Annotated in this window: 20 protein-coding genes and 1 pseudogene; 3 read left to right on the top strand and 18 right to left on the bottom strand. The window is 74.5% G+C overall.

Going from position 1 to position 18745, the window contains the following annotated elements; translation table 11 throughout:
• Positions 1-9: 9 nt before the first annotated feature.
• From eccD to ACZ46W_RS17340, 4 genes are all read right to left on the bottom strand, one after another.
• A complete protein-coding gene (eccD, locus tag ACZ46W_RS17355; RefSeq protein ID WP_468338084.1) occupies positions 10-1365 on the bottom strand; it encodes a type VII secretion integral membrane protein EccD in 1356 nt (451 codons plus the stop codon).
• Between the two features lie 99 nt (positions 1366-1464).
• Positions 1465-1776: a hypothetical protein gene (locus ACZ46W_RS17350; protein WP_366128187.1), complete on the bottom strand. Its 312-nt coding sequence runs from the start codon at positions 1774-1776 to the stop codon at positions 1465-1467.
• Positions 1777-1866: 90 nt separating this feature from the next.
• Positions 1867-2409 carry an aspartate carbamoyltransferase gene (locus tag ACZ46W_RS17345; protein ID WP_468338081.1) on the bottom strand — a complete coding sequence of 181 codons (543 nt, stop codon included), beginning with the start codon at positions 2407-2409 and terminating at the stop codon, positions 1867-1869.
• Complete coding sequence (locus tag ACZ46W_RS17340; RefSeq protein ID WP_468338078.1) at positions 2399-2842, bottom strand: MarR family winged helix-turn-helix transcriptional regulator; 444 nt, start codon at positions 2840-2842, stop codon at positions 2399-2401. The genes ACZ46W_RS17345 and ACZ46W_RS17340 overlap by 11 nt, the downstream gene beginning before the upstream one ends.
• A gap of 140 nt (positions 2843-2982) precedes the next feature.
• On the opposite strand from ACZ46W_RS17340, the gene ACZ46W_RS17335 reads away from it, so the two are divergent.
• The gene (locus tag ACZ46W_RS17335; RefSeq protein ID WP_468338075.1) at positions 2983-3339 is read left to right on the top strand and encodes a PRC-barrel domain-containing protein; all 357 of its coding nucleotides are present in this window, start codon (positions 2983-2985) and stop codon (positions 3337-3339) included.
• 33 nt (positions 3340-3372) lie between these two features.
• A complete protein-coding gene (locus ACZ46W_RS17330) occupies positions 3373-3543 on the top strand; it encodes a hypothetical protein (RefSeq protein WP_468338072.1) in 171 nt (56 codons plus the stop codon).
• 153 nt (positions 3544-3696) lie between these two features.
• Here the strand turns inward: ACZ46W_RS17330 and ACZ46W_RS17325 are convergent, their stop codons facing one another.
• The gene (locus ACZ46W_RS17325) at positions 3697-4029 is read right to left on the bottom strand and encodes a DsbA family protein (RefSeq protein ID WP_468338069.1); all 333 of its coding nucleotides are present in this window, start codon (positions 4027-4029) and stop codon (positions 3697-3699) included.
• Between ACZ46W_RS17325 and ACZ46W_RS17320 the strand changes: the two genes are divergently transcribed.
• Positions 4028-4483 (top strand): heavy metal-responsive transcriptional regulator, encoded by a 456-nt coding sequence (locus ACZ46W_RS17320; RefSeq protein ID WP_468338789.1) that lies wholly within the window; start codon positions 4028-4030, stop codon positions 4481-4483. The genes ACZ46W_RS17325 and ACZ46W_RS17320 overlap by 2 nt on opposite strands.
• Before the next feature lie 1029 nt (positions 4484-5512).
• Here ACZ46W_RS17320 and ACZ46W_RS17315 read toward each other — a convergent pair.
• The 13 genes and pseudogenes from ACZ46W_RS17315 to ACZ46W_RS17255 form a co-directional block, all read right to left on the bottom strand.
• Positions 5513-5938 (bottom strand): annotated as a pseudogene (locus tag ACZ46W_RS17315) (FAD/NAD(P)-binding protein); the annotation flags it as partial.
• Positions 5939-5962: 24 nt separating this feature from the next.
• The gene (locus tag ACZ46W_RS17310) at positions 5963-6520 is read right to left on the bottom strand and encodes a DUF6875 domain-containing protein (RefSeq protein ID WP_468338066.1); all 558 of its coding nucleotides are present in this window, start codon (positions 6518-6520) and stop codon (positions 5963-5965) included.
• A gap of 113 nt (positions 6521-6633) precedes the next feature.
• Positions 6634-7173, bottom strand: a complete 540-nt coding sequence (locus ACZ46W_RS17305; protein ID WP_468338063.1) for an EF-hand domain-containing protein — start codon at positions 7171-7173, stop codon at positions 6634-6636.
• Positions 7174-7381: 208 nt separating this feature from the next.
• Complete coding sequence (locus ACZ46W_RS17300) at positions 7382-8911, bottom strand: ABC transporter ATP-binding protein (RefSeq protein ID WP_468338061.1); 1530 nt, start codon at positions 8909-8911, stop codon at positions 7382-7384.
• Complete coding sequence (locus tag ACZ46W_RS17295) at positions 8908-9693, bottom strand: ABC transporter permease (protein ID WP_468338058.1); 786 nt, start codon at positions 9691-9693, stop codon at positions 8908-8910. The genes ACZ46W_RS17300 and ACZ46W_RS17295 overlap by 4 nt, the downstream gene beginning before the upstream one ends.
• Positions 9690-10643: an ABC transporter permease gene (locus ACZ46W_RS17290; RefSeq protein ID WP_468338055.1), complete on the bottom strand. Its 954-nt coding sequence runs from the start codon at positions 10641-10643 to the stop codon at positions 9690-9692. The genes ACZ46W_RS17295 and ACZ46W_RS17290 overlap by 4 nt, the downstream gene beginning before the upstream one ends.
• The gene (locus ACZ46W_RS17285; RefSeq protein ID WP_468338052.1) at positions 10640-12241 is read right to left on the bottom strand and encodes an ABC transporter substrate-binding protein; all 1602 of its coding nucleotides are present in this window, start codon (positions 12239-12241) and stop codon (positions 10640-10642) included. Before ACZ46W_RS17285 ends, ACZ46W_RS17290 begins: the two co-directional genes overlap by 4 nt.
• A 54-nt stretch (positions 12242-12295) precedes the next feature.
• Positions 12296-13084 carry a class I SAM-dependent DNA methyltransferase gene (locus ACZ46W_RS17280; RefSeq protein ID WP_468338049.1) on the bottom strand — a complete coding sequence of 263 codons (789 nt, stop codon included), beginning with the start codon at positions 13082-13084 and terminating at the stop codon, positions 12296-12298.
• The gene (locus ACZ46W_RS17275; protein ID WP_468338787.1) at positions 13081-14391 is read right to left on the bottom strand and encodes an MFS transporter; all 1311 of its coding nucleotides are present in this window, start codon (positions 14389-14391) and stop codon (positions 13081-13083) included. The genes ACZ46W_RS17280 and ACZ46W_RS17275 overlap by 4 nt, the downstream gene beginning before the upstream one ends.
• An 11-nt stretch (positions 14392-14402) precedes the next feature.
• Positions 14403-15467 (bottom strand): mandelate racemase/muconate lactonizing enzyme family protein, encoded by a 1065-nt coding sequence (locus tag ACZ46W_RS17270; protein WP_468338047.1) that lies wholly within the window; start codon positions 15465-15467, stop codon positions 14403-14405.
• Entirely contained in the window at positions 15464-16561 is a 1098-nt protein-coding gene (locus ACZ46W_RS17265; protein ID WP_468338044.1) for a PLP-dependent cysteine synthase family protein, read from the bottom strand. The genes ACZ46W_RS17270 and ACZ46W_RS17265 overlap by 4 nt, the downstream gene beginning before the upstream one ends.
• Complete coding sequence (locus tag ACZ46W_RS17260) at positions 16558-17403, bottom strand: Rossmann-like domain-containing protein (RefSeq protein ID WP_468338785.1); 846 nt, start codon at positions 17401-17403, stop codon at positions 16558-16560. The genes ACZ46W_RS17265 and ACZ46W_RS17260 overlap by 4 nt, the downstream gene beginning before the upstream one ends.
• A 44-nt stretch (positions 17404-17447) precedes the next feature.
• Positions 17448-18704 (bottom strand): ATP-grasp domain-containing protein, encoded by a 1257-nt coding sequence (locus tag ACZ46W_RS17255; RefSeq protein WP_468338041.1) that lies wholly within the window; start codon positions 18702-18704, stop codon positions 17448-17450.
• Positions 18705-18745: the final 41 nt, after the last annotated feature.

The raw sequence follows: 18745 nt of genomic DNA, 5'->3' as shown, positions 1-18745 counted from the left end.
CCGCTGAACTCAGAACTTGTTGAGCAACTGCCCGTACACGCCGAACACGCCGACCGCGAGCGGGAACAGCCCCACCATGCCGATGGACTCGACCAGGTCGGCCATGCGCCGCAGCCGCACCCGCACGTGCTCCGGCGGCTGGATGGCGAGGACGACCAGCGGCAGCACCGCGGCGGCGCACAGCACGGTGAGCGGGCCGGCGCCCCCGGCGTGGTCCATCCACAGCATCACGAGGCGCACGACGAGGAACGCCGCCGCGGTGAACAGCGCCACGACCTCCGCGACCAGCGGGAAGGCCCGCGCCCTGGACAGGAGCACCACGGCGACGACCGACGGCAGCACGACCGTCCAGACGGTCGGCCGGTCCGCGAGGGTGAGCAGCCAGCCGCCGGCCGCCGCCGACAGGGCGGTGACGATCGTGGCGAGGGCGAGGCCCCGGTGCGTGGCCGCGAGGGCGTTGCCCACCTGGTGGCGGCTGACGGACACGCCGCCCGAGCGGCGGTCGTCCAGCGCGGTGAGGCCGGACGCCATCAGGGCGAGCCGGGGCAGCAGGCCGAGCAGGACCACGGAGAAGACGGCCATGACGGCGCCGAGCCGGGCCAGGTCGTCCTGGACGGCGGCGACGGCCTCCCAGACGAGGGCGATCCCGGCGGTGGCGCCGGCGCCGATGAGCCCGCCCCGGCCGAGCGGCGAGAAGTACCCGAGCATCGCCAGCGTCACGACCAGCGCACCCGCGACGGCCGCGAGCCGCACGGCGCCGGACCAGGCGTTCGCGTCGGCGGCGGTCCAGGCGGTGAGGACACCGAGGCTGCCGGAGGCGAGCAGGAGAGCGGTCGCCAGGCCCCGGTTGCCCTTGCCTATCCTGGCGACCAGCGCACCGGCCGCCAGGAGGAGGAACGTCACGGCGGCGAGGGCGCCGGCCAGGGCGTCGAGCGCGAACTCCCGGCGGGCCAGCAGCGCGGCGGTCACCGCGAAGGCGACCGTCGCCACGCCGGCGCCGGCCCGGCGGGCGGCGGGGCGCCAGCGCCAGGCCTGGAGGTCGAGGTCGTCGGCCACCTGGTCGGTGACGTCGTGGACCACGGGCGCGGGCGGTGCGGAGTGCGCCCGGACGAGCCGGAGGACGGCGCCGTCGGCGATCTCGGCCGACGCCAGCGTGCTGTCGTGCGGCAGCGCGGAGCCGTCGGACGTGATCAACTGCCGGGTCATCGGGCGCGAGGCGGCCCGGTCGTCCAGCAACTGGAGGATGTCCGGGAGCAGTTGACCGATCGGTGTGTCGGAGGGCAGGACGATGTCGGCCCGGCGTCGCTCGCCGACCAGGGTCACCCGGCTCAGTTGCGCCCGGGAAGTCGTTGCTGTGCTCACCACTTACGGGAACCTATCATCGCGGCGTCGGGAACATTCGGGTCATTTCCACCGGACTCGATGTCTGCACTGCCAGCGTTTCCCCCATTCCCTTTACGGAAGTTACTGCGAACTCTTGCCGGATTCGCCGGACTCCTCCGGCTTTTCGGTCTTCGCCGGCTTCGCCGGCTGCTCGTACCGCTGTTCCTGCTTCCGCTGCTCGGCCTTCTGCTTGGCGAGCGTGTGCTGGAGGAAGGACCACCCGACGCACCCCGCGCACAGGACGGCCGCGATGGCGATGCCCGCGAAGACCTTCCCGAGCCGTTCGTCCGCCGTACGCCGCGCCCGCTGCGCGCCGAACAGCAGCGCGTCCCGCATTCTGCGCCGGCGTACGGCCACCGACTCGAGCAGTTGGCTGTCGTAATCCCGTGCCATGCGTCGTCCGTCCCCCTTGCTTTGCCTCCGCAACATAAAGCATGGCCGAGCGGCAGGTACACCCCAGGGCCACCGGGGCCGGTGGCCGGGTCAGTGGGTGGCGTGTTCCCCGTGGTCGGAGACCTGGGCCGCGCCCCACCGGTGGAGGGCGTCGACCAGGGCGGGGTCGCCGGTGCGGAACCGCAGGGTGGCGCCGGCGGGCCGGTCGGCGTACGTGATCCGGACGCGGTCGGCGCCGGCGGCCAGTTCCCCGAGCCCCGGCATGCCGGTGCCGTGGATACGGGCGGGGTCGCCGTAGTCGCCTTCGCGGAACCGCTGCGCCTCGCCCGCCAGGTGTGCGCGGATCAGCCGGATCTGCCCGGCGTCGGCGGGGTCGTCGCTCACCACTTCCTCCACCAGTCCGTCGGCGGCCGGTGTGAACCGGTGGGTGGTGCGGTCGAGGTCGAACGGCATGACGGAGGCGCCCTTGCGGGCGACCTCCTCCTGCCGGGACTGCTCCTGCCGGGACCGCTCCGGCCCGGGCCGGTCCGCGGGCGCCCCGTCGGACGCGGCGCAGCCGGCGGACAGCAGCGCCACGAGCGGTACGAGCGGCACGAGGAGGCGTATGCCCCGAAGGGCACCTCTACAGGTCACGGCTTGCTTCCTCCAGTAGGCGCAGTGCCCGGATCACGGCGGGGCGCTGCGCCTTCGGCACCCTGTCGAGGAGTGTGGAGAGCCGGTCGGCCCGGCGGCGGGCCACGTCGGCCGCGACCCGCTCGCCCCGTTCGGTCAGCCCGACGAGCCGGCCGCGGCCGTCGGCGGGGTCCGCCGCCCGGTCGGCCCAGCCGCGCGCGATCAGTTGGTCGACGAGCCGGCTGGTGGTGGACTTGGTGAGGTTCAGCCGCTCGCCCAGCGCCCGCTGGGACAGGCGCCCGGGGCGCAGCACGGTGACCGCGTGGGCCTCCGCCGTGGACAGCGGGGCGCCGCACGGGGTGCGATCGGCGTCGAGCAGGCCGAAGGTGCGCACGAAGCGCACGAAGGCATCGGAGAACGCTTCCGCCGAAGCGTCGTCGGAACGACCGGACATGGTTGCAATGTAGAACTATCTAGTCCCATCTTGCAACCACTTTTGGCGGCGGTGCGGTGGCGCCGTACGGCGTGCGGGCGGAGGCTGGACTGCGAGGACGCGAGCACGACCCGTACGGACCCGCTCAGAGGGCAGAACGCATGATCCAGTCAGCAGATATCCGCGAGTGGCGCAATCACGATGTCGTCGACCCCAAGGGGCACAAGATCGGCGTGCTGGAGGCCGTCTACGTGGACACCGCCACCGACGAACCGGCCATGGCCACCGTCAGGACAGGACTGCCGACCCGGCAGCGGCTGGTCTTCGTCCCCCTCGACGAGGCGGTCGTCGGACCGGGCTACCTCAAGGTCTCGCACCCCAAGGGCGAGGTCCGCAAAGCCCCGTCCATCGGCACGGACGACGTCCTGCCCGTCGAGGGCGAGGCCCAGATCTTCCAGCACTACGGCATGGCCTACCAGCCCGGCGCCAACGGCGAACGGAAGCTCGCGCGCCGCTGACCCGGCCGCCCACCCCGAGGAGGTGTTCGCCCCATGGCGTTGTTCCTGTTCCTGATCATCGTCGCGATCATTCTCGGGCTCATCGGCGCCGTCGCCGAGGGCCTGATGTACCTGCTGATCATCGGCATCGTCGTGCTGGTGCTCGACGTGCTCCTCTTCGCGTACCGCTGGAACCGCCGCTCCCGCCGCCGCCCGGTGCGCTGAGCGGGCTTCAGGTCAGCAGCGGTCCGAAGACGGCCCGGCCCAGCGCCTCCGCCAGTACGGCGCTGCCGCCGCCGCCAGTTCCTCCTCCGTCGGCGGCCGGCCGTGCGTGGCGAAGGCGCGCAGCACCGCCCGCTGCACCGCGCGCCGGCCGCCCTACTCGGGCGCGAGCCGCCCCCGGCCGCCCCGGACCACGGCGAGGACGGCACGCAGCCGGTCCACCGTCGGCACGGCGCTCCCGCCGGGGTCCACCCGGCACGACAGGCTCGGCGCCTCCCCCTCCCGTACGAACGGGTCGGCGCCGTTCACCAGCAGGGTCGGCGAGCCGTGCATGCCCAGCCGTACGGCTTCGGCCTCGTCCCGCACCTCCCGCCACTCCACCCGGACGTCGTCCTCCTGCCCGGCCATCGCCTCGGCCAGCCGCTCCCGCAGCACGTCGGCCTTCGGGCACCCGGGCACCACCAGCACGGTCAATGCCACCGTCTCCATGCCGGCGACGCTAGACCTTCCAGTGCGGTGGAAGGTCAAGCCGTACGGTGGACACATGCGCATCGGAGCCCTCGCCACCACGGCCGGGATCAGCACCAAGGCCGTCCGCTTCTACGAGCAGGCCGGGCTGCTCCCCGAACCTCCCCGCACCCCTTCGGGCTACCGCGACTACCCGCCCCGGGCGGCCGACCGGCTGGCGTTCATCCGCAACGCCCAGGCCGCCGGGCTCACCCTCGCCGAGATCCGCGAGGTCCTCACCATCCGCGACAGCGGCGAGGCCCCGTGCGGCCACGTCGGCATGCTCGTCGCCCGGCACCTCCGGCAGGTCGAGGAGCGGATCGCCGAGCTCACCCGGGCCCGGACCGCCCTCCTCGACCTCAAGGAGAAGGCCGACGCCACCGACCCGGCCACCTGCCCGGAAGGCCCCGTCTGCCGCATCCTCGGCACGAGCTGACGTGGCCGCGCGGGTGGCCGCCCGGCGGGTGCCGGCCGGGTCCGGCGTGTCCTGATCACGCCACCCGCGGGCGATGGTGTCGGCCTGCTGGACCACGGGGTAGACGGCGTTGACGCTCGGTACGCGGGACGACGAGGTGACGCCCACGGCCCAGACGCGTTCCGGCACCGGACTGCCGGGGAAGCGGACGCGGAGGTCCTCGCCGATGTGGGGCGCCGGCCCCGGGCGAGAGCGCGGGGTGGGGGCGTCGAGGCGGAGCCGGTCGCCCGACGTGTGCAGCGGCGGGTCGTCGTAGCCCGCGGCCGTGACGACGGCGTCGAACCGCTCGGCCTCGCCCCCGGCCCACACCGCCCGCCAGGGCGGACCGGGCGCGACCTCCGCCGGCACCCCGCGCCGGACCGTCAGCCGGCCGGACTCCATGTGGCCGAGGAGGGTCCGGGCCGTGCCGAGCGGGAAGGCGCCGAGGTAGCGGAGCAGCGGCGCGCACCGCCGCAGTACGGTCGCGCGCGCCGGGGCGTCCAGGGCCGGCAGCACCTGGTTCGCCGCGTCCACCAACGCGCAGAGGATGTCCTGCCAGTGGGTGTGGCCGTTCTCGGCGAGCCGGATCTCCCGGCGCAGCCGCTCCACCGTGTCGACGGACGTGGTCACCTGGTCGCGGAGCCGCTCGGCACCGACGGTGGACGTCGCCTTGGCGACGAGCGCGACGAGCTGCCGTTCGAGCCGGGGGCCGGAGAAGTCCAGGGCGGCGAAGTCCGCGGTCAGCGGCGGGCCGGGGCGGGCTCCGGTACGGGCGCGTACGGCGGGCAGCTCTCCCGAGGGGGACGCCATGACGACGCGATGACCCGCCCCGCACAGCAGCAGCGCGGCGTCGATCGCGGACAGCCTGCTGCCCAGCACCAGGACGCGGGAGGCGGTCCGGGGCATCGCCGCGAGCAGGGCGCCCTCGGGGTACGGGCCGAGGAACAGCCCCTGCCTGCCGAGATGGGGCCGCAGTGTCGCGGGTACGACAGGACCGGCGTAGCCCTGGCAGAGCAGGACGTCGGTGGCGCCGACGCGGCGGCCGTCGTCGAGCACGACCTCGTACCCGCCACCGGGGAGACGGCGCACGGCGCTCGCCCGTCCGGGTACGTGCCCGCCGGCCCCGCCACCCCGCCGGTGCAGCACTCCGTAGGTCACGTAGCGGTCCCGGACGTACCGGGAGAAGTGGTGGCGGGGGACGAAGGCGTACCGGTCGGCGGGGACCCCACGCGCCAGCAGGTGGTCCAGGAAGTCGTCCGGGGAGCCCGGCACCAGGGACATGATGCCCACGGAGGTGTTGCACAGCAGCGCCGGTGACGTCGTCGCGAACGCCCTGCCCGTACCCACCGGCAACGGATCGACGATGTCGATGCGTGCCGCGACCCGGTGCCGGACCAGCGCGACGAACGCGGCGACGCCCGTGGCGCCCCCTCCCACGATGACCACGTGCCGCCCCACCCGTCAGCTCACCCGCCCGTGCGTCACGCCGAAACGTCCCTGGTGGGCGGCGAGTTGGCGAGCGTCGTCCAGCAGGAACGGCAGGTCGGAGCGGACCATGGCCCGAATGGCCAGCAGGGGCACCGGGCTGCGCAGTGGGCGGAAGTCACGGTTCCACAGACCTGGGGCGGCGGGCGGACCGTCGTGGAACTCCCCGACCATCAGGCCCTGTTCGACGAACTCCGTCTTCAGCGCGCGCTGTGCCGCCTCGATCGCCCAGGCGAGGTCCTTCCGGGTGAGCGCCGGGAAGAGCACCAGGAGTGCGGCCCTTCGCCGGTCGGCCACCTGGGGCATGACGCCGCCGTGCCCGGTGAACCAGTCCCGGTACGCCCGCATCACCGCGATCACCTCTCCCGTCCCCGACGGCCGGTCGGGCCACACCGCGGCCCGCAGGCCCCGATGGGCCAGCGCGCCGGGCACGTACGGGCAGACGGGACCGGGCCGCCCGAGCTCGCCGTGCGGGCGGGCCAGGTACTCCCGCACCCACCGCACCACCGCGCGGCAGGCTTCCGGGTGCGCCACCCCGGGCGGCACCGCGTCGAGCGGCCACGGGGCCGGCAGCGCTGCCGCCCCATGACCGTCGCCCGCGCGCCACCGATCTGTCCGACCCGGTGTCGCCGGTCCGGTGAGCATGCTCAGCGCGCCACCGCGAAGTCGGCGATCGGCTCGTCCGTGGCGTAGAAGCGGATGGCGGACTTCAGCACCTCGTCCACCGAGACCCGTCCGTCACCGTCGGTGTCGAGCTGCGCCGCCTTGATCCGCGCCCGCTCCGGCGTCGCCCGCATCGCCCGGAGCATGCGCTCCCACTCCTCGACGGTCACCCCGCCGCTGTCATCGGCGTCCGCGACGTCGATCACGGCGGCGGCCCAGGGCCGGACCATGTCGACGAATCCGGCGGGGTTGTCGAGCAAGTGGTCGCAGGCGGCCCGCACGAACTCGTCCTCGGTGATCCGGCCGTCGCCGTCCCTGTCGGCGATGTCGGCGAAGGATCCCCACAGGTGCAGCGCGCCCTGGATCAGCGCCTTGCCCTTGGGCGTGGCGGGTGATTCACCGAATTCGGCCAGGATCGACTCGGCGAGCTGCCGGAAGTCCGCCTCGGTCACCACACCGTCCCCATCACGGTCGAAGGTGCTGAACCGCGAGGCGATCTTCTGTCGGTAGTCATTCAGGCTCACGGGAGGTGTCTCCTTCTGTTCGAACCGCTTCTCGGCCGGTCCGGCCGGACCGGCCGAGACAAGCTGTAGCGACGAGCGTCCGGAGCGACCACCTGGCGCGGCCTGCGGAACATGCCGCCGATTGCAGCAAAACGGCAGGTCACACCACCCGTGTCCGGTCACCTTGAGGACCGGGCTGAACGGTGGAGGCTCCGCCGTGAGCGCCCTGTCAGCGCGGCTCCGCGGCCAGGCGGACGGCGGTGTCCAGCAGGGAGACGGTGAACGGGTGGCGGGGGGACGTCAGAACCTGCCGCGCCGGGCCCTGTTCGACGAGCTCGCCCGCGTCGAGGACGGCGATCCGGCCCGCCAGGGCGGCGGTGTCCAGGTCGTGGGTGATCAGGACCAGGGCGAGGTCGCCGCGTTCCCGGAGGAGGCCGGTGAGGGTGTCGAGGATGCCGCGCCGGGTGACCGTGTCGAGGCCGGAGGTGATCTCGTCGCAGACCAGCACCCGGGGCCTGGCCAGCAGGGCGCGGGCGAGGGCGGCGCGCTGGAGTTCGCCGCCGGAGAGCCGGCCGGGGCGGCGGCGTACAAGGGCGTCGCTCAGCCCGAGACCGGTCAGGGTGGCCAGCGCCTCGGCGGTCGCCTCCTCGCGGTCGGCGCCCCGCAGCCGTACCGCCGTGCGGGCCACCTGGTCCAGGACCGGGCGGTGTTCGTCGAAGGCGGCCCGCGCGTCCTGGAAGACGTACTGCACCGCCGCCAACTGCTCGCGGGTGCGGGCGCGCAGGCTGCGGGGCAGCGGGCTGCCGTCGAGGTGGACGTCGCCGTCGTGGTCGCGGTGGAGCCCGGCCAGGCAGCGGCCGAGCGTGGTCTTGCCGCTGCCGGACCGGCCCACCAGCGCCAGGCACTCGCCGGTGCGGAGGGTGAGGGGCTCGGCGGTGCGCAGCACGGTGGTGCGGCCGTGCCGGGCGGTGAGGCCCTCGGGTACGTGGAGGACGACGCGCCCCTCATCGGCGGACGCGTCGGCGGGGAACTCCGGTGCCGCGGCGAGGAGTTCGCGCGTCCAGGGATGCCGGGGCGCGAGCCACAGCCGTTCGGCGGGGCCCGACTCCACCACCCGGCCGGCGCGCATCACGAGGACGTCGTCGGCGAGGTCCCGTACGACGTCCAGGTCGTGGCTGAGCAGGACCACGGCGATGCCCTGCCGGGCCACCGCCGCGAGCTGGTCCACCACGTGCCGTTTGGTCAGCGGGTCGAGGCCGGTCGTCGGCTCGTCGGCGACGACGACCCTGGCCCCCAGCAGCAGCGCCTGCGCGAGGACGACGCGCTGCTGCTGGCCGCCGGACAGTTGGTGCGGGTAGCGCCGCAGCAGCGCCTCGCCGTCCGGGAGCTGGGCGCGGGCGAGGGCGTCCAGCACCCGGTCCCGGACGGCCGCCCGGCGCTCCCGCCTCGGCAGGTCGCGCACCTGGGCGCGGGCGATGTCGGTGAGCAGGGCGTCCACCCGGCGGGCGGGGTTGAGGACGGCGCCCGGGTGCTGCGGCACGTACCCGACCAGCCCCTCGGGTACGCGGACGTCGCCGCTCACCCGCGCACCGGGTGGGTACTCGCCGAGCAGGGCCAGGCCCGTGGTGGTCTTGCCGCTGCCGGACGCGCCGACCAGGGCGGTGACCTTCCCGGGCTCGACCCGCAGGCGGACGCCGTCGACGATCGCCCGGTCGCCGATCTCGACGCGCAGGTCCCTGACTTCAGCGACGGGGTTCACGTGCGTTTCCTCTTCTCCAGTACCGCGTCGAAGAGCAGGTTGCTCCCCATGGTCAGGGCGACGATCAGCAGCGCGGGCACCACCACCGCCCAGGGCTGGACGAACAGCCCGGTGCGGTTGCGGTCGACCATCACCGCCCAGTCGGCGGCGTCCGGCGCGACTCCGACACCGAGGAAGGCGGCCGTCGCCACCAGGTACAGCACGCCCGTCAGCCGTACGCCCGCGTCGGCCACGAGCGTGCGCGCGGTGGACCTGCCGACGTACCCGACCGCCATCCGCCACCACGTCTCGCCCTGCATGCGCAGCGCCTCCACCGCCGGGCGGGACGCCGCCTCCGCCGCCGCGGCGCGCACGATGCGTGCCGCGTCCGGGATGTTGACGAGCGCGACCAGCAGCGCGAGGCCGACCGCGCCGGGTGAGAAGACGGCGGCGACCAGCAGGATCATCAGCAGCGACGGCACCGCGAGCAGCACGTCGAGCGGCCGCATCAGCAGCTCCTCCAGCCAGGTGCGGTGGGTGAGCGCGCTGATCAGGCCGAGCGGCAGGGCCACGGCGTAGGCGAGGGCCGTCGCGGCGAGCGCGACGACCACCACCGGCCGCCCGCCCAGCAGCACCTGCCGCCACACGTCCCGCCCGATGAAGTCGGTGCCCAGCCAGTGCCCGCCGCCGGCGGTGAACGACGTGGCCCGGGGCCCGGGTTCGCCCGCGAACAGCGGGCCGAGCAGGGCGATGAGGAGCGGCACGCCGACGATCAGCCCGCCCAGGACGAAGCGCCGTTTCACGCCGCCACCCCCGCTCGGGGCGCGAACCGGTGCGCGACCAGGTCGGCGCCCAGGTTGAGGACGACCGTGGTGACCCCGAAGACCACCGCGAGCCCCTGCACCACCGGCACGTCCCGCTCGGCGACCGCGTTCATCAGGACGGTGCCGAGGCCCGGGATCACGTACAGCGCCTCCACGACGATCACCCCGCACAGCAGCCAGTCGATGGTGCGGGCCAACTGCTGGGCGGCGGGCGTGACCGCGTTGGGCAGCGCGTGCGCGTACCGGACGCGGGCGCCGCCGATCCCGTACCGCCGGGCCTGGGCGGCGTACGGCGCGGCCAGCGCGTCGATCATGCCCGCCCGCACCAGCCGGGCCAGCGAGCACACCGGCCGCGACAGCAGGACCAGCACGGGCAGGACGAGGGCGGCGGGGTGGGCGAGCAGGTCGGTGCCGTAGCCGACGGCGGTCGGCGGCAGCCAGCCGAGCCGCAGCGCGAACACGGTGATCAGCAGCACCCCGAACGCGAACTCCGGCACCGCGTACACCCCCAGCGTCACCGAGCTGACCAGCCGGTCCGCCCACCGCCCCTCGTGCCGGGCGGCCAGCACGCCGAGCCCGACACCGACCGGCACCAGCAGCGTCACGGTGAGAACGGCGAGCAGCACGGTCGGCCCGAAGCCGTCCGCGAGGTAGGTGGCGACGGGCCGGCCCGACGCCAGCGAGGTGCCGAAGTCGCCGCGCAGCAGCCCGGCCGCCCAGTCCGCGAGCCGCTCGTGGGCGGGCCGGTCCAGCTCCATCGCCTCGCGGATGGCGGCGATCCGCTCCGGATCGGGCTGGTCGCCCGCGAGGGCGACGGCGGCGTCGCCCGGCAGCGCCTCGGTGAGGGCGAAGACGAGCAGCACGACGGCCGCCGTCTGGCCCGCACCGAGCAGCAGCCGCCGGGTGACGTAGGAGCGGAGTCCGCTCACACCAGCCACACCTTGTCGAACCGCGCCCAGTCGAGGGAGTTGGCGGGCGCCTTGGACTCGACGCCCTGGACGTTCTTGGCCGTACCGATGATCCAGTCGGCGAACCCCCAGACCAGGAAGCCGCCCTCGGCGTGCAGGCGGCGCTGCATCCGCTCGTAGACCGCCGTCCGCGCGGTCTTGTCCTTGGTGGACTGCGCCTGCTGGTACAGGGCGTCGAAGTCCTTGTGCTGCCACTTGGTGGCGTTGGTGGTCGAACCGGTCAGCAGGCGCTGGGAGATGTGCGCCTCGATGGGCATGGCGCCGGAGCGGTAGCAGCACAGGGTGCCGGAGTCGAGGATGTCCTTCCAGTAGCTGTCCTTGCTGCCCGTCCTGACCGTGACGGTGACGCCGGCCTCGGCCGCCTGGTCGCGGAAGATCGCCGCGGCCTCGGTGAACCCGGCGGCGACGGGCGAGGTGTCCAGGGTGACCTTCAGCTTCTCGGCACCGGCCTGCTTGAGCAGCGCCTTCGCCCGGTCGAGGTCCCGCTCACGCTGCGGGAGACTCGCGGCGTAGTACTCGTACCCCTTGCCGAACAGGTCGTTGCCGATCTCGCCCGCGCCGGACAGGGCGCCGTCGACCAGCTCCTTGCGGTCGGCGATCAGGAAGAACGCCTCGCGGACCCGCTTGTCGTCGAACGGCGGCCGGTCGGTCTTCATGGCGAACGACTGCATGGCGCTGTTGCGCAGCCGGACGATCCGGACCTGTCCCTGCTTCTCGTGGGCGCGGGCGGTGGTGGGGTTCAGCTCGTGGGCGTACTCGACCTGGCCGCCGAGGAGGGCGTTGACCCGCGCGGACTCCTCGTTGGCGACGACGAACTCCAGCTCGTCGAGGTACGGGGCGCCGTCCCAGTAGTCGTCGTTGCGCTTGAAGACGGCGGAGCGGCCGGGGGCGAAGGACACGAAGCGGAACGGCCCGCTGCCGACTGGCTCCTTGTCGAAGTCCTGCTCGCCGGCCGGGACGATGTAGGCACCGAACGCGGCGAGTACGTTGGGGAATTCGGCGGTCGGGCGCTTGAGGACGAACTCGACGGTCCGCGCGTCGACCGCCCGGCTCGCCTTGAGGTCGATGGGCTCCAGGGACGCCTTGGCGCGGAACGCCTTGGCCGGGTCGGCGATGCGGCGGTAGCTGAAGAGGACGTCGGCGGCGGTGACCGGCTTGCCGTTGTGGAACGTGGCCTTGCGGAGGGTGACCTTCCAGCGGTCCAGGGACGCGTTGGGCTCCCAGGCGGAGGCGAGGCGCGGCCGGGCGGACAGGTCGGGCCCGTAGTCGGCGAGCTTGTCGAACAGGGCCTTGGCGCGGGCCACGTCGGCGAACAGGTTGGCGAGGTGCGGGTCGAGCGTCTCGCTCGCGCCGCCCCCGGCGAACGCGGCGCGCAGCCGCCCGCCGCGCTTGGGCTTGCCGTCGCCCGCGCCGGTGGTGCCGGTGGCGGGCCCGCCGCCCGCGCAGCCGGTCAGGGCGAGCGCGCCGAGGCCGGCGGCGGCCGCGCCTCCGGCGACGGTGAGGAAGCCCCGGCGGCGCAGACCGGGGAAGCGTGGGTCGTTCACGGGGACGTCGTTCATGGCGGATTCCCTTGCTGCTGGACGAGCGGATGGAAGGCGTGGGGGGCGGCGGCGTTACGTGCGGAGACGGGCGACCAGGTGCAGCCGGTCGGCGTCGGCCGTGGCGGCGGGCGGGTCGCCCTCCCGCCACGGCGGCTCGGTGCGCGGGCCCGGCCGGTCGTACAGGCCCAGCACCTCGAAGCCGTGGGCGGCCAGGACGTGGCGCAGCTCCTGCGGGAACAGCAGCCGCCAGGCGGAGCGCTGCTCGACGGGCGGGGAGCCGTCGTCGGCGGTCCACACCCGGGTGCGCCGCAGCAGTTGGGCGGTCCGGTCGACGTACAGGGTGGTGACGGACCGGTAGGTGGTGCCCTGCCAGGTGAAGGCGGCGCGGGCCGGGGTGTCGAGCAGCTCGGTGCGGCCGAGGAAGAAGGCGCCGTTGCGCATTTCGGCGACGAACAGCCCGCCGGGCGCCAGGGCGCGGCGGCAGGACGCCAGGAAGCCGTCGAGCTGGGCGTTGGTGTGGCAGTACAGCAGGGCGCTGTCCAGGCACACCACGGCGTCGAAGGCGTCCTCGCCGAGGTCGAACCCGTGCAGGTCGGCCCGGACGTAGTCGGGGCCGGGGTGGTGTTCGCGGGCGTACGCCAGCATCGCCTCGGACAGGTCGGCGCCGGTGACGCGGCGGCCGGCCCGGTGCAGGTGGGCGGCGTCGCGGCCGGTGCCGCAGCCGATGTCCAGGACGCGCGGCCCGGCCCCGTACCGGCGCAGGGTGTCCTCGGCCCACCGCCCGGCGAGCCGGTCGGGGTCGGGGAAGCGGGCCTCGTACAGCGCGGGGTTGTCGGTGAGGAGGTTGGTCATGGTGGTCATACGCGTCGCCTCACGTGGCCGGTCTCGTGCGTCGGTTCTGCTTTTGGGGCCGTCCGTGCTTCCGGTACGGGCTCGGTGGCGCGCTCCGGGAGGACGCCCAGCCGGTGCAGCCACGCCACGCCCGCCGCGGAGGCCAGCCCGAAGGCGAGGCAGCAGGCCCAGGGCAGCCAGGGCGCGGCCCCGTGCTCACCGGTGTCCATGGCCCAGCCGACGACCGTGTTGCCCACCGCCGCGGCGATGCCGGAGACCACGTAGAACAGCCCGAAGTACGTGCCGGTCAGCTCCTGGCGGCCGAAGCCGGGGATCAGCTCCATCACGAACGGCTGGGCGATCATCACGCCCAGGTACAGCAGCAGCGCCCCGGCGAGGACGGGCAGCGCCCGCAGCACGGCCCCGCCGGGACCGTCCCCCGGCGCCGCTCCCGCCACCACCATGGGCGGCACGAAGGCCAGCCCCATCAGGGCGAGGCCCGTGGCGATCCACCGCGCCCGGCTGCCGCGCTCCTTCAGCGACCGGGTGATGCGCAGTTGGAGCCACAGGTTGGACAGGGTGCCCACGAGGAAGACGAGCCCGGCCGCGCCGTCCCAGCCGGTGGCCCGGCGCGCCCCGTCGGGCAGCAGCAGGTAGAGCTGGTTCTCCATGGTGAACATGCCGACCATGGCCAGAGAGAAGGCCAGGAAGCGCCGGTTGCCGACGACCTCCCGCCAGTCCCCGAGGACGCTGCTGTTGGCCGGCGGGGCGACCTCGCGCGCCGGGAGGACCAGCGCCTGCGCGAGGGTGAGCAGCGCGAAGATCCCGGCCGCGGTGAGCGCGGAGGCCCGGAAGTCGACCAGCAGGAGGGCGCTGCCGAGGAGCGGCCCGATCAGGGCGCCGGTCGTGGCGAACACGTTGAACAGGGCGAACGCCTCGGCCTTGCGCCCGCCCGCCTCCTGGGCGAGATAGGCGCGCACGGCCGGGTTGAACAGCGCGCCCGCCAGCCCGCTGAGCACGGAGGCGGCCAGCAGCACCGCGAGCCCGTCGCCGAGCGCGAAGAGCCCGAAGCCGACGGTCCGCAGCCCGCACCCGGCGATGATGACCCGGCGCGCGCCCAGCCGGTCCGACGCCGAGCCGCCGATGAGGAACAGGCCCTGCTGGCTGAGGTTGCGGACGCCGAGGACGACGCCGACCACGGCCGCCGACATCCCCAGGTCCTCGGTGAGGTGCAGCGCGAGGTAGGGGATGAGCAGGTAGAAGCCGATGTTGACGCCGAGCTGGTTGACCAGGAGCAGCCGGATCGCGAGCGGGAAGCCGCGTATCTCGTGCCACATCCGCCACGTCTTCACGCGCTCGCCTCCCGCTCCTCCGGGTGGCGCGGCCGCACGCCCAGGCCGGGGCCACGGCCCGCCCGGACCGTGCCGTCGGCGCCGCCGATGCCGGTCCACGGGTCGTCGGCGAGCAGCAGGTGCCCGTCGAGGTCGGCCCAGCGGGCGCGGTCCGCGAGGTGGACGGCCGGGGCGAGGCCGAGCGTGCTGGCGGTCAGGCAGCCGAGCATCAGCTCCGTACCGGTGCCCTCGATCAGCTCGGCGATCCGCAGCGCGGCCGTGACGCCCCCGCACTTGGCGAGCTTGACGTTGACGCCCTGGACGCGCCCGGCGAGGCGCCGGACGTCCTCGATGCCGACCGCGTCCTCGTCCGCGATGACCGGCAGCGGGGACCGTTCGGCGAGCTTCGCCAGCGCCTCCGGGTCGCCCGGGGCGAGCGGCTGCTCGACGGCCTCCACGCCGAGCGCCGCGAAGAGCGGCAGCAGCCGTTCGCACTCCTCGGCCGTCCACGCCCCGTTGGGATCGAGGAGCAGCCGCGCGTGCGGGGCGGCCGCCCGGACGGCCCGTACGCGTTCGACGTCGTCGCCGGGGTCCGGGGCGCCGGCCTTGACCTTGAGCACGGTGAACCCGTCCCGCGCCAGGCGCCCGGCCTGGCCGGCGGCGCGGTCCGGCGGGGTGATGCCGATGGTGAAGGCGGTCGCGGCACAGGGCGCGGCGGGGGCGCCCAGCAGGTGGTGGACGGGGACTCCGGCGCGCTTGCCGACGAGGTCGAGCAGCGCCGACTCGACCGCGGCGGTCACGGCGGGCGGGGTGTCGTCAAGGGTGGGCTCACCGGCGCGGAGGGCGTCGAGGGCGCTCTCGGGGTCGGCGTGACGGCGCAGTTCGACGGCCTTGTCGTCCAGCAGCCGCCCGATGGCCGGGGCGTCGAGGCCGTAGTACGTGCTGGTCACGACCTCGCCGTGGCCGCTCAGCCCCTCGTGCTCGACGCTCAGCCACACGGCGTCGCGGGCGGCCATGGTGGAGCGGGAGATGCGCAGCGGCTCGGTGAGCCGGAGGTGTACGGTGCGCCGGCTGACGTTCACGGGTTCTCTTTCGTGGCTTCCGTAGGGATGTCGAGCGGGTCGGTCACGGTCCGGCAGCGGACCCAGCCGGTGGCCTCGACGGCGCGCGGGTGCGGGATCTCGACGGGCCGGGTGGCGGCGGTGGCCGGGTCGACGCCGTGGGCGGTGGTGAAGTCGTCGTCGTAGACGGAGCCGAGGTAGCGGTGCGGCCCGTCGGGGAAGACGGTCGCGACGACGGCCCCGGGATGGACGCGGGCGGCCCAGGCGGCGACGAGGGCGACCGCGCCGGTGGACCAGCCGCCGCTGACGAAGCTGGTCCGGGCCAGGCGGCGGCAGGCGTCGGTGGCCTCGGCCGGGCCGACCCAGTGGACCTCGTCGAAGGCGTCGTAGGCGACGTTGCGCGGGTGGATGCTGCTGCCGAGGCCGCGCATCAGGCGGGGCCGGGCTGGCTGGCCGAAGATGGTGGAGCCGGTGGCGTCCACGCCGATCAGGCGCAGGTGGGGCCAGTGCCGCCGTAGCGGGCCGACGATGCCGGCGCTGTGGCCGCCGGTGCCGACGCTGCACACGAGCACGTCGAGGTGGTCGAGCTGGCCGGCCAGTTCGGCGGCCATCGACGCGTAACCGGCGGTGTTGTCCGGGTTGTTGTACTGGTCGGGCCAGTACGCGCCCGGCAGCAGCGCCAGCAGCTCGCGCAGTTTCGCGAGCCGGGCCGCCTGCCAGCCGCCCTCGGCCGCCGGGCGGTCCACCAGCTCCAGCCGGGCACCGTGGGCGCGCAGCAACTGCCTCACGGACGGCTCCAGTTCGGTGTCGCCGACCAGCACGATGGGGTGTCCCAGCGCCTGGCCGGCGAAGGCGAGCCCGATGCCGAGCGTCCCGGAGGTGGACTCCACGACCGGGGCGCCGGGGCGCAGCTCGCCGCGCTCGCGGGCGCCGAGCAGCATGGACACGGCCGCCCGGGCCTTCATGCCGCCGACGCCGAGGCCTTCGAGCTTGGCCCAGAACCCGGGCTGCGGGCAGGGCAGGTCGGCGGTGACCCGGGCGAGCGGGGTGCGGCCGACGAGGGCGAGCAGCTCGCGGTTGCCGGCCGTGGAGCCGGGGAGGACGGCCGTGGTCACAGGGCGCCCCCGTAACGGTGGATGGTGCCCGGCCCGCCGTCCAGCCAGAAGAACGGGTACGGCTCCGCGCACACCGCGCTCACCCCGGCGCCGATCAGGCGCGGCAGGACCGCGCTGCCGGTCTGGGCGAACATCACCAGCGGCTTGCCGTGTCGCACCGCGTGCTCGCGCAGCGGCTCGAAGGTGCCGTTGCCGAGCGTCATGCCGGAGGCGAGGACCGCGTCGCAGCGGTCCAGCTCCGCCAGGGCGTCGGTGCGCACCGGCTCGCCCCACTCGGTCGTGCCGCCCTTCAGGTCGCACGGTACGTACGCCAGGCCGCGCGCCCGCAGTGCCTCCAGCAGTGAGTTGACGACGCCGATGACGAGCACGGTGTCGCCCGGGGAGGCGTCGAGCAGGCCGGTGACCGCCCTCGCGCGGGCGCGGGACTTCTCCAGCGAGCTGCCGGCGGGGAGGTGGACGGGGCGTGCGCCGTGCTCGGGCGCGTGCGGCAGGACGTGCGCCAGGTACGCGTCCAGCGCGGCCACCCGTACCGGCAGCAGCTCGTGCCCCAGCAGGTGGGCGACGTCCGCGCCGACGCAGTCGTCGACCGCCCCGTCGGGCAGTCCGCCCGGCTCGACGGCGCAGGAGCCGACGGCGGCCGCGAGGCGCAGGCTCAGCACCTCGTTGCGGTAGCCGCCGCTGCGGCCGTCGTGGCGCACGGACTGGCGGGTGGTGAACGCCACGGAGATCCGCTGGCTGCCCGGGTCGGGGCCGAGTTCGCCGCCGAGCACGCGGGCGACGAGCTCGTCGTACGAGGAGGCCGTCGCCGTGGCCGTCGCCGTGGCCGTGGCCGTGGCCGTCATCATCGGCTCGGTGGTCATCGGTTCGGTGGTCATCGGCTGGGAGGTCATCGGTTCACCACCTTCGGGCGGAGCGCCGAGAGCAGGGCCTCGACGCGGTCCCGGGCGCCGGGGCCGTCGGCGTCGCCGGCCATGACGTGGCCGAGGTACTCGTTGTTGCTGCCCGCCGCCTTGACGGCCTTGCCCGGCTCGGCGAGCTGGAGTTCCAGGAGCCCCGGTGCGCGGCCCACCTCGTCGGCGCCGTCGATGCCGTCCAGCACGCCCTCCTCGCCGGGGACGAGGAAGCCGATGGCGGCGCTGCGCAGGCCGGTGGCCCGCCGTCGCAGGTCGGGCTCGCGGCCGAGGGCGACGTCCACACAGGCGGCGGCGAGGTCGATGCCGGTGACGTGGCGTATGAGCTCGGTGATGCGGTTGCCGGCGGGGCGGGGGTTGACCTCGACCACGCGGGGCCCGGCGGGGGTCAGCTTGATCTCGGTGTGGGTGACCACGGCGTCCAGGCCGAGGGCCTTGATGGCCTGGAGCGCGGTCTGCTCGGCCGCCTCGGTGTCGGCGGCGGACAGGGCGGCGGGGAACATGTGGCCGGTCTCGATGAAGGCGGGCGCGCCGCCGATGGACTTGTCGGTCACCCCGACCACGTGGGAGGTGCCGTCGAACGACACGGTCTCGACGCTGACTTCCGGTCCTTCCAGCAGCTCTTCGAGCAGGACGACCGGCGCCCGGCGCTGGCCCCGCGCGTTGACGGGGAAGCCGGCGAGCGCCCGGTGGGCGGCGGACAGGGCGGCCTCGTCGTCGACGCGGCGGACGAACATCCCGGCGCACAGGTCCACGGGCTTGAGCACCAGCGGGTAGCCCATCCCGGCCGCGGAGCGGGCGGTCTCGGCCCAGTCGGCGCAGACCGCGAAGCGGGGCCCGGGCACCCCGGCCTCCGCCAGGACGCGGCGCGTGGCGTCCTTGCGGCAGGCGTTCTCGACCGCCTCGGGGGCGGGGCCCGGCAGGCCGAGGTGCCCGGCGATCCGGGCGGCGGTGGGCAGGTAGTAGTCGCAGGAGGTGATCACCCCGTCGAAGCCCAGCGCGGCGTGGGCCCGCTCGACGAACGGCAGCAGCGCGTCCGTGTCGTTGGTGTCGGCGCTGAGCACATGGCGGGCGGCGAGCAGTGGGTGCGCGGTGCCCTCGGGGGCGGAGCGCAGGTAGTGGTGCAGGTCGCGGGTGAGGAAGGTGAACTCGTGGCCCTCCTCGCGGATCGCCCTCGGCAGCAGTCTGCTCATCGATCCGACCCAGCTCTCGACCATCAGCAGATGAGCCACGGCTTCCCCTTCATCGGTGTTCTCGGAGGTGTTCCCGGACG

The organism is Streptomyces sp. NPDC031064, assembly GCF_055570965.1.
The sequence above is the reverse complement of the archived record's forward strand: the minus strand, read 5'-3'. Positions and strand labels throughout refer to the sequence as shown.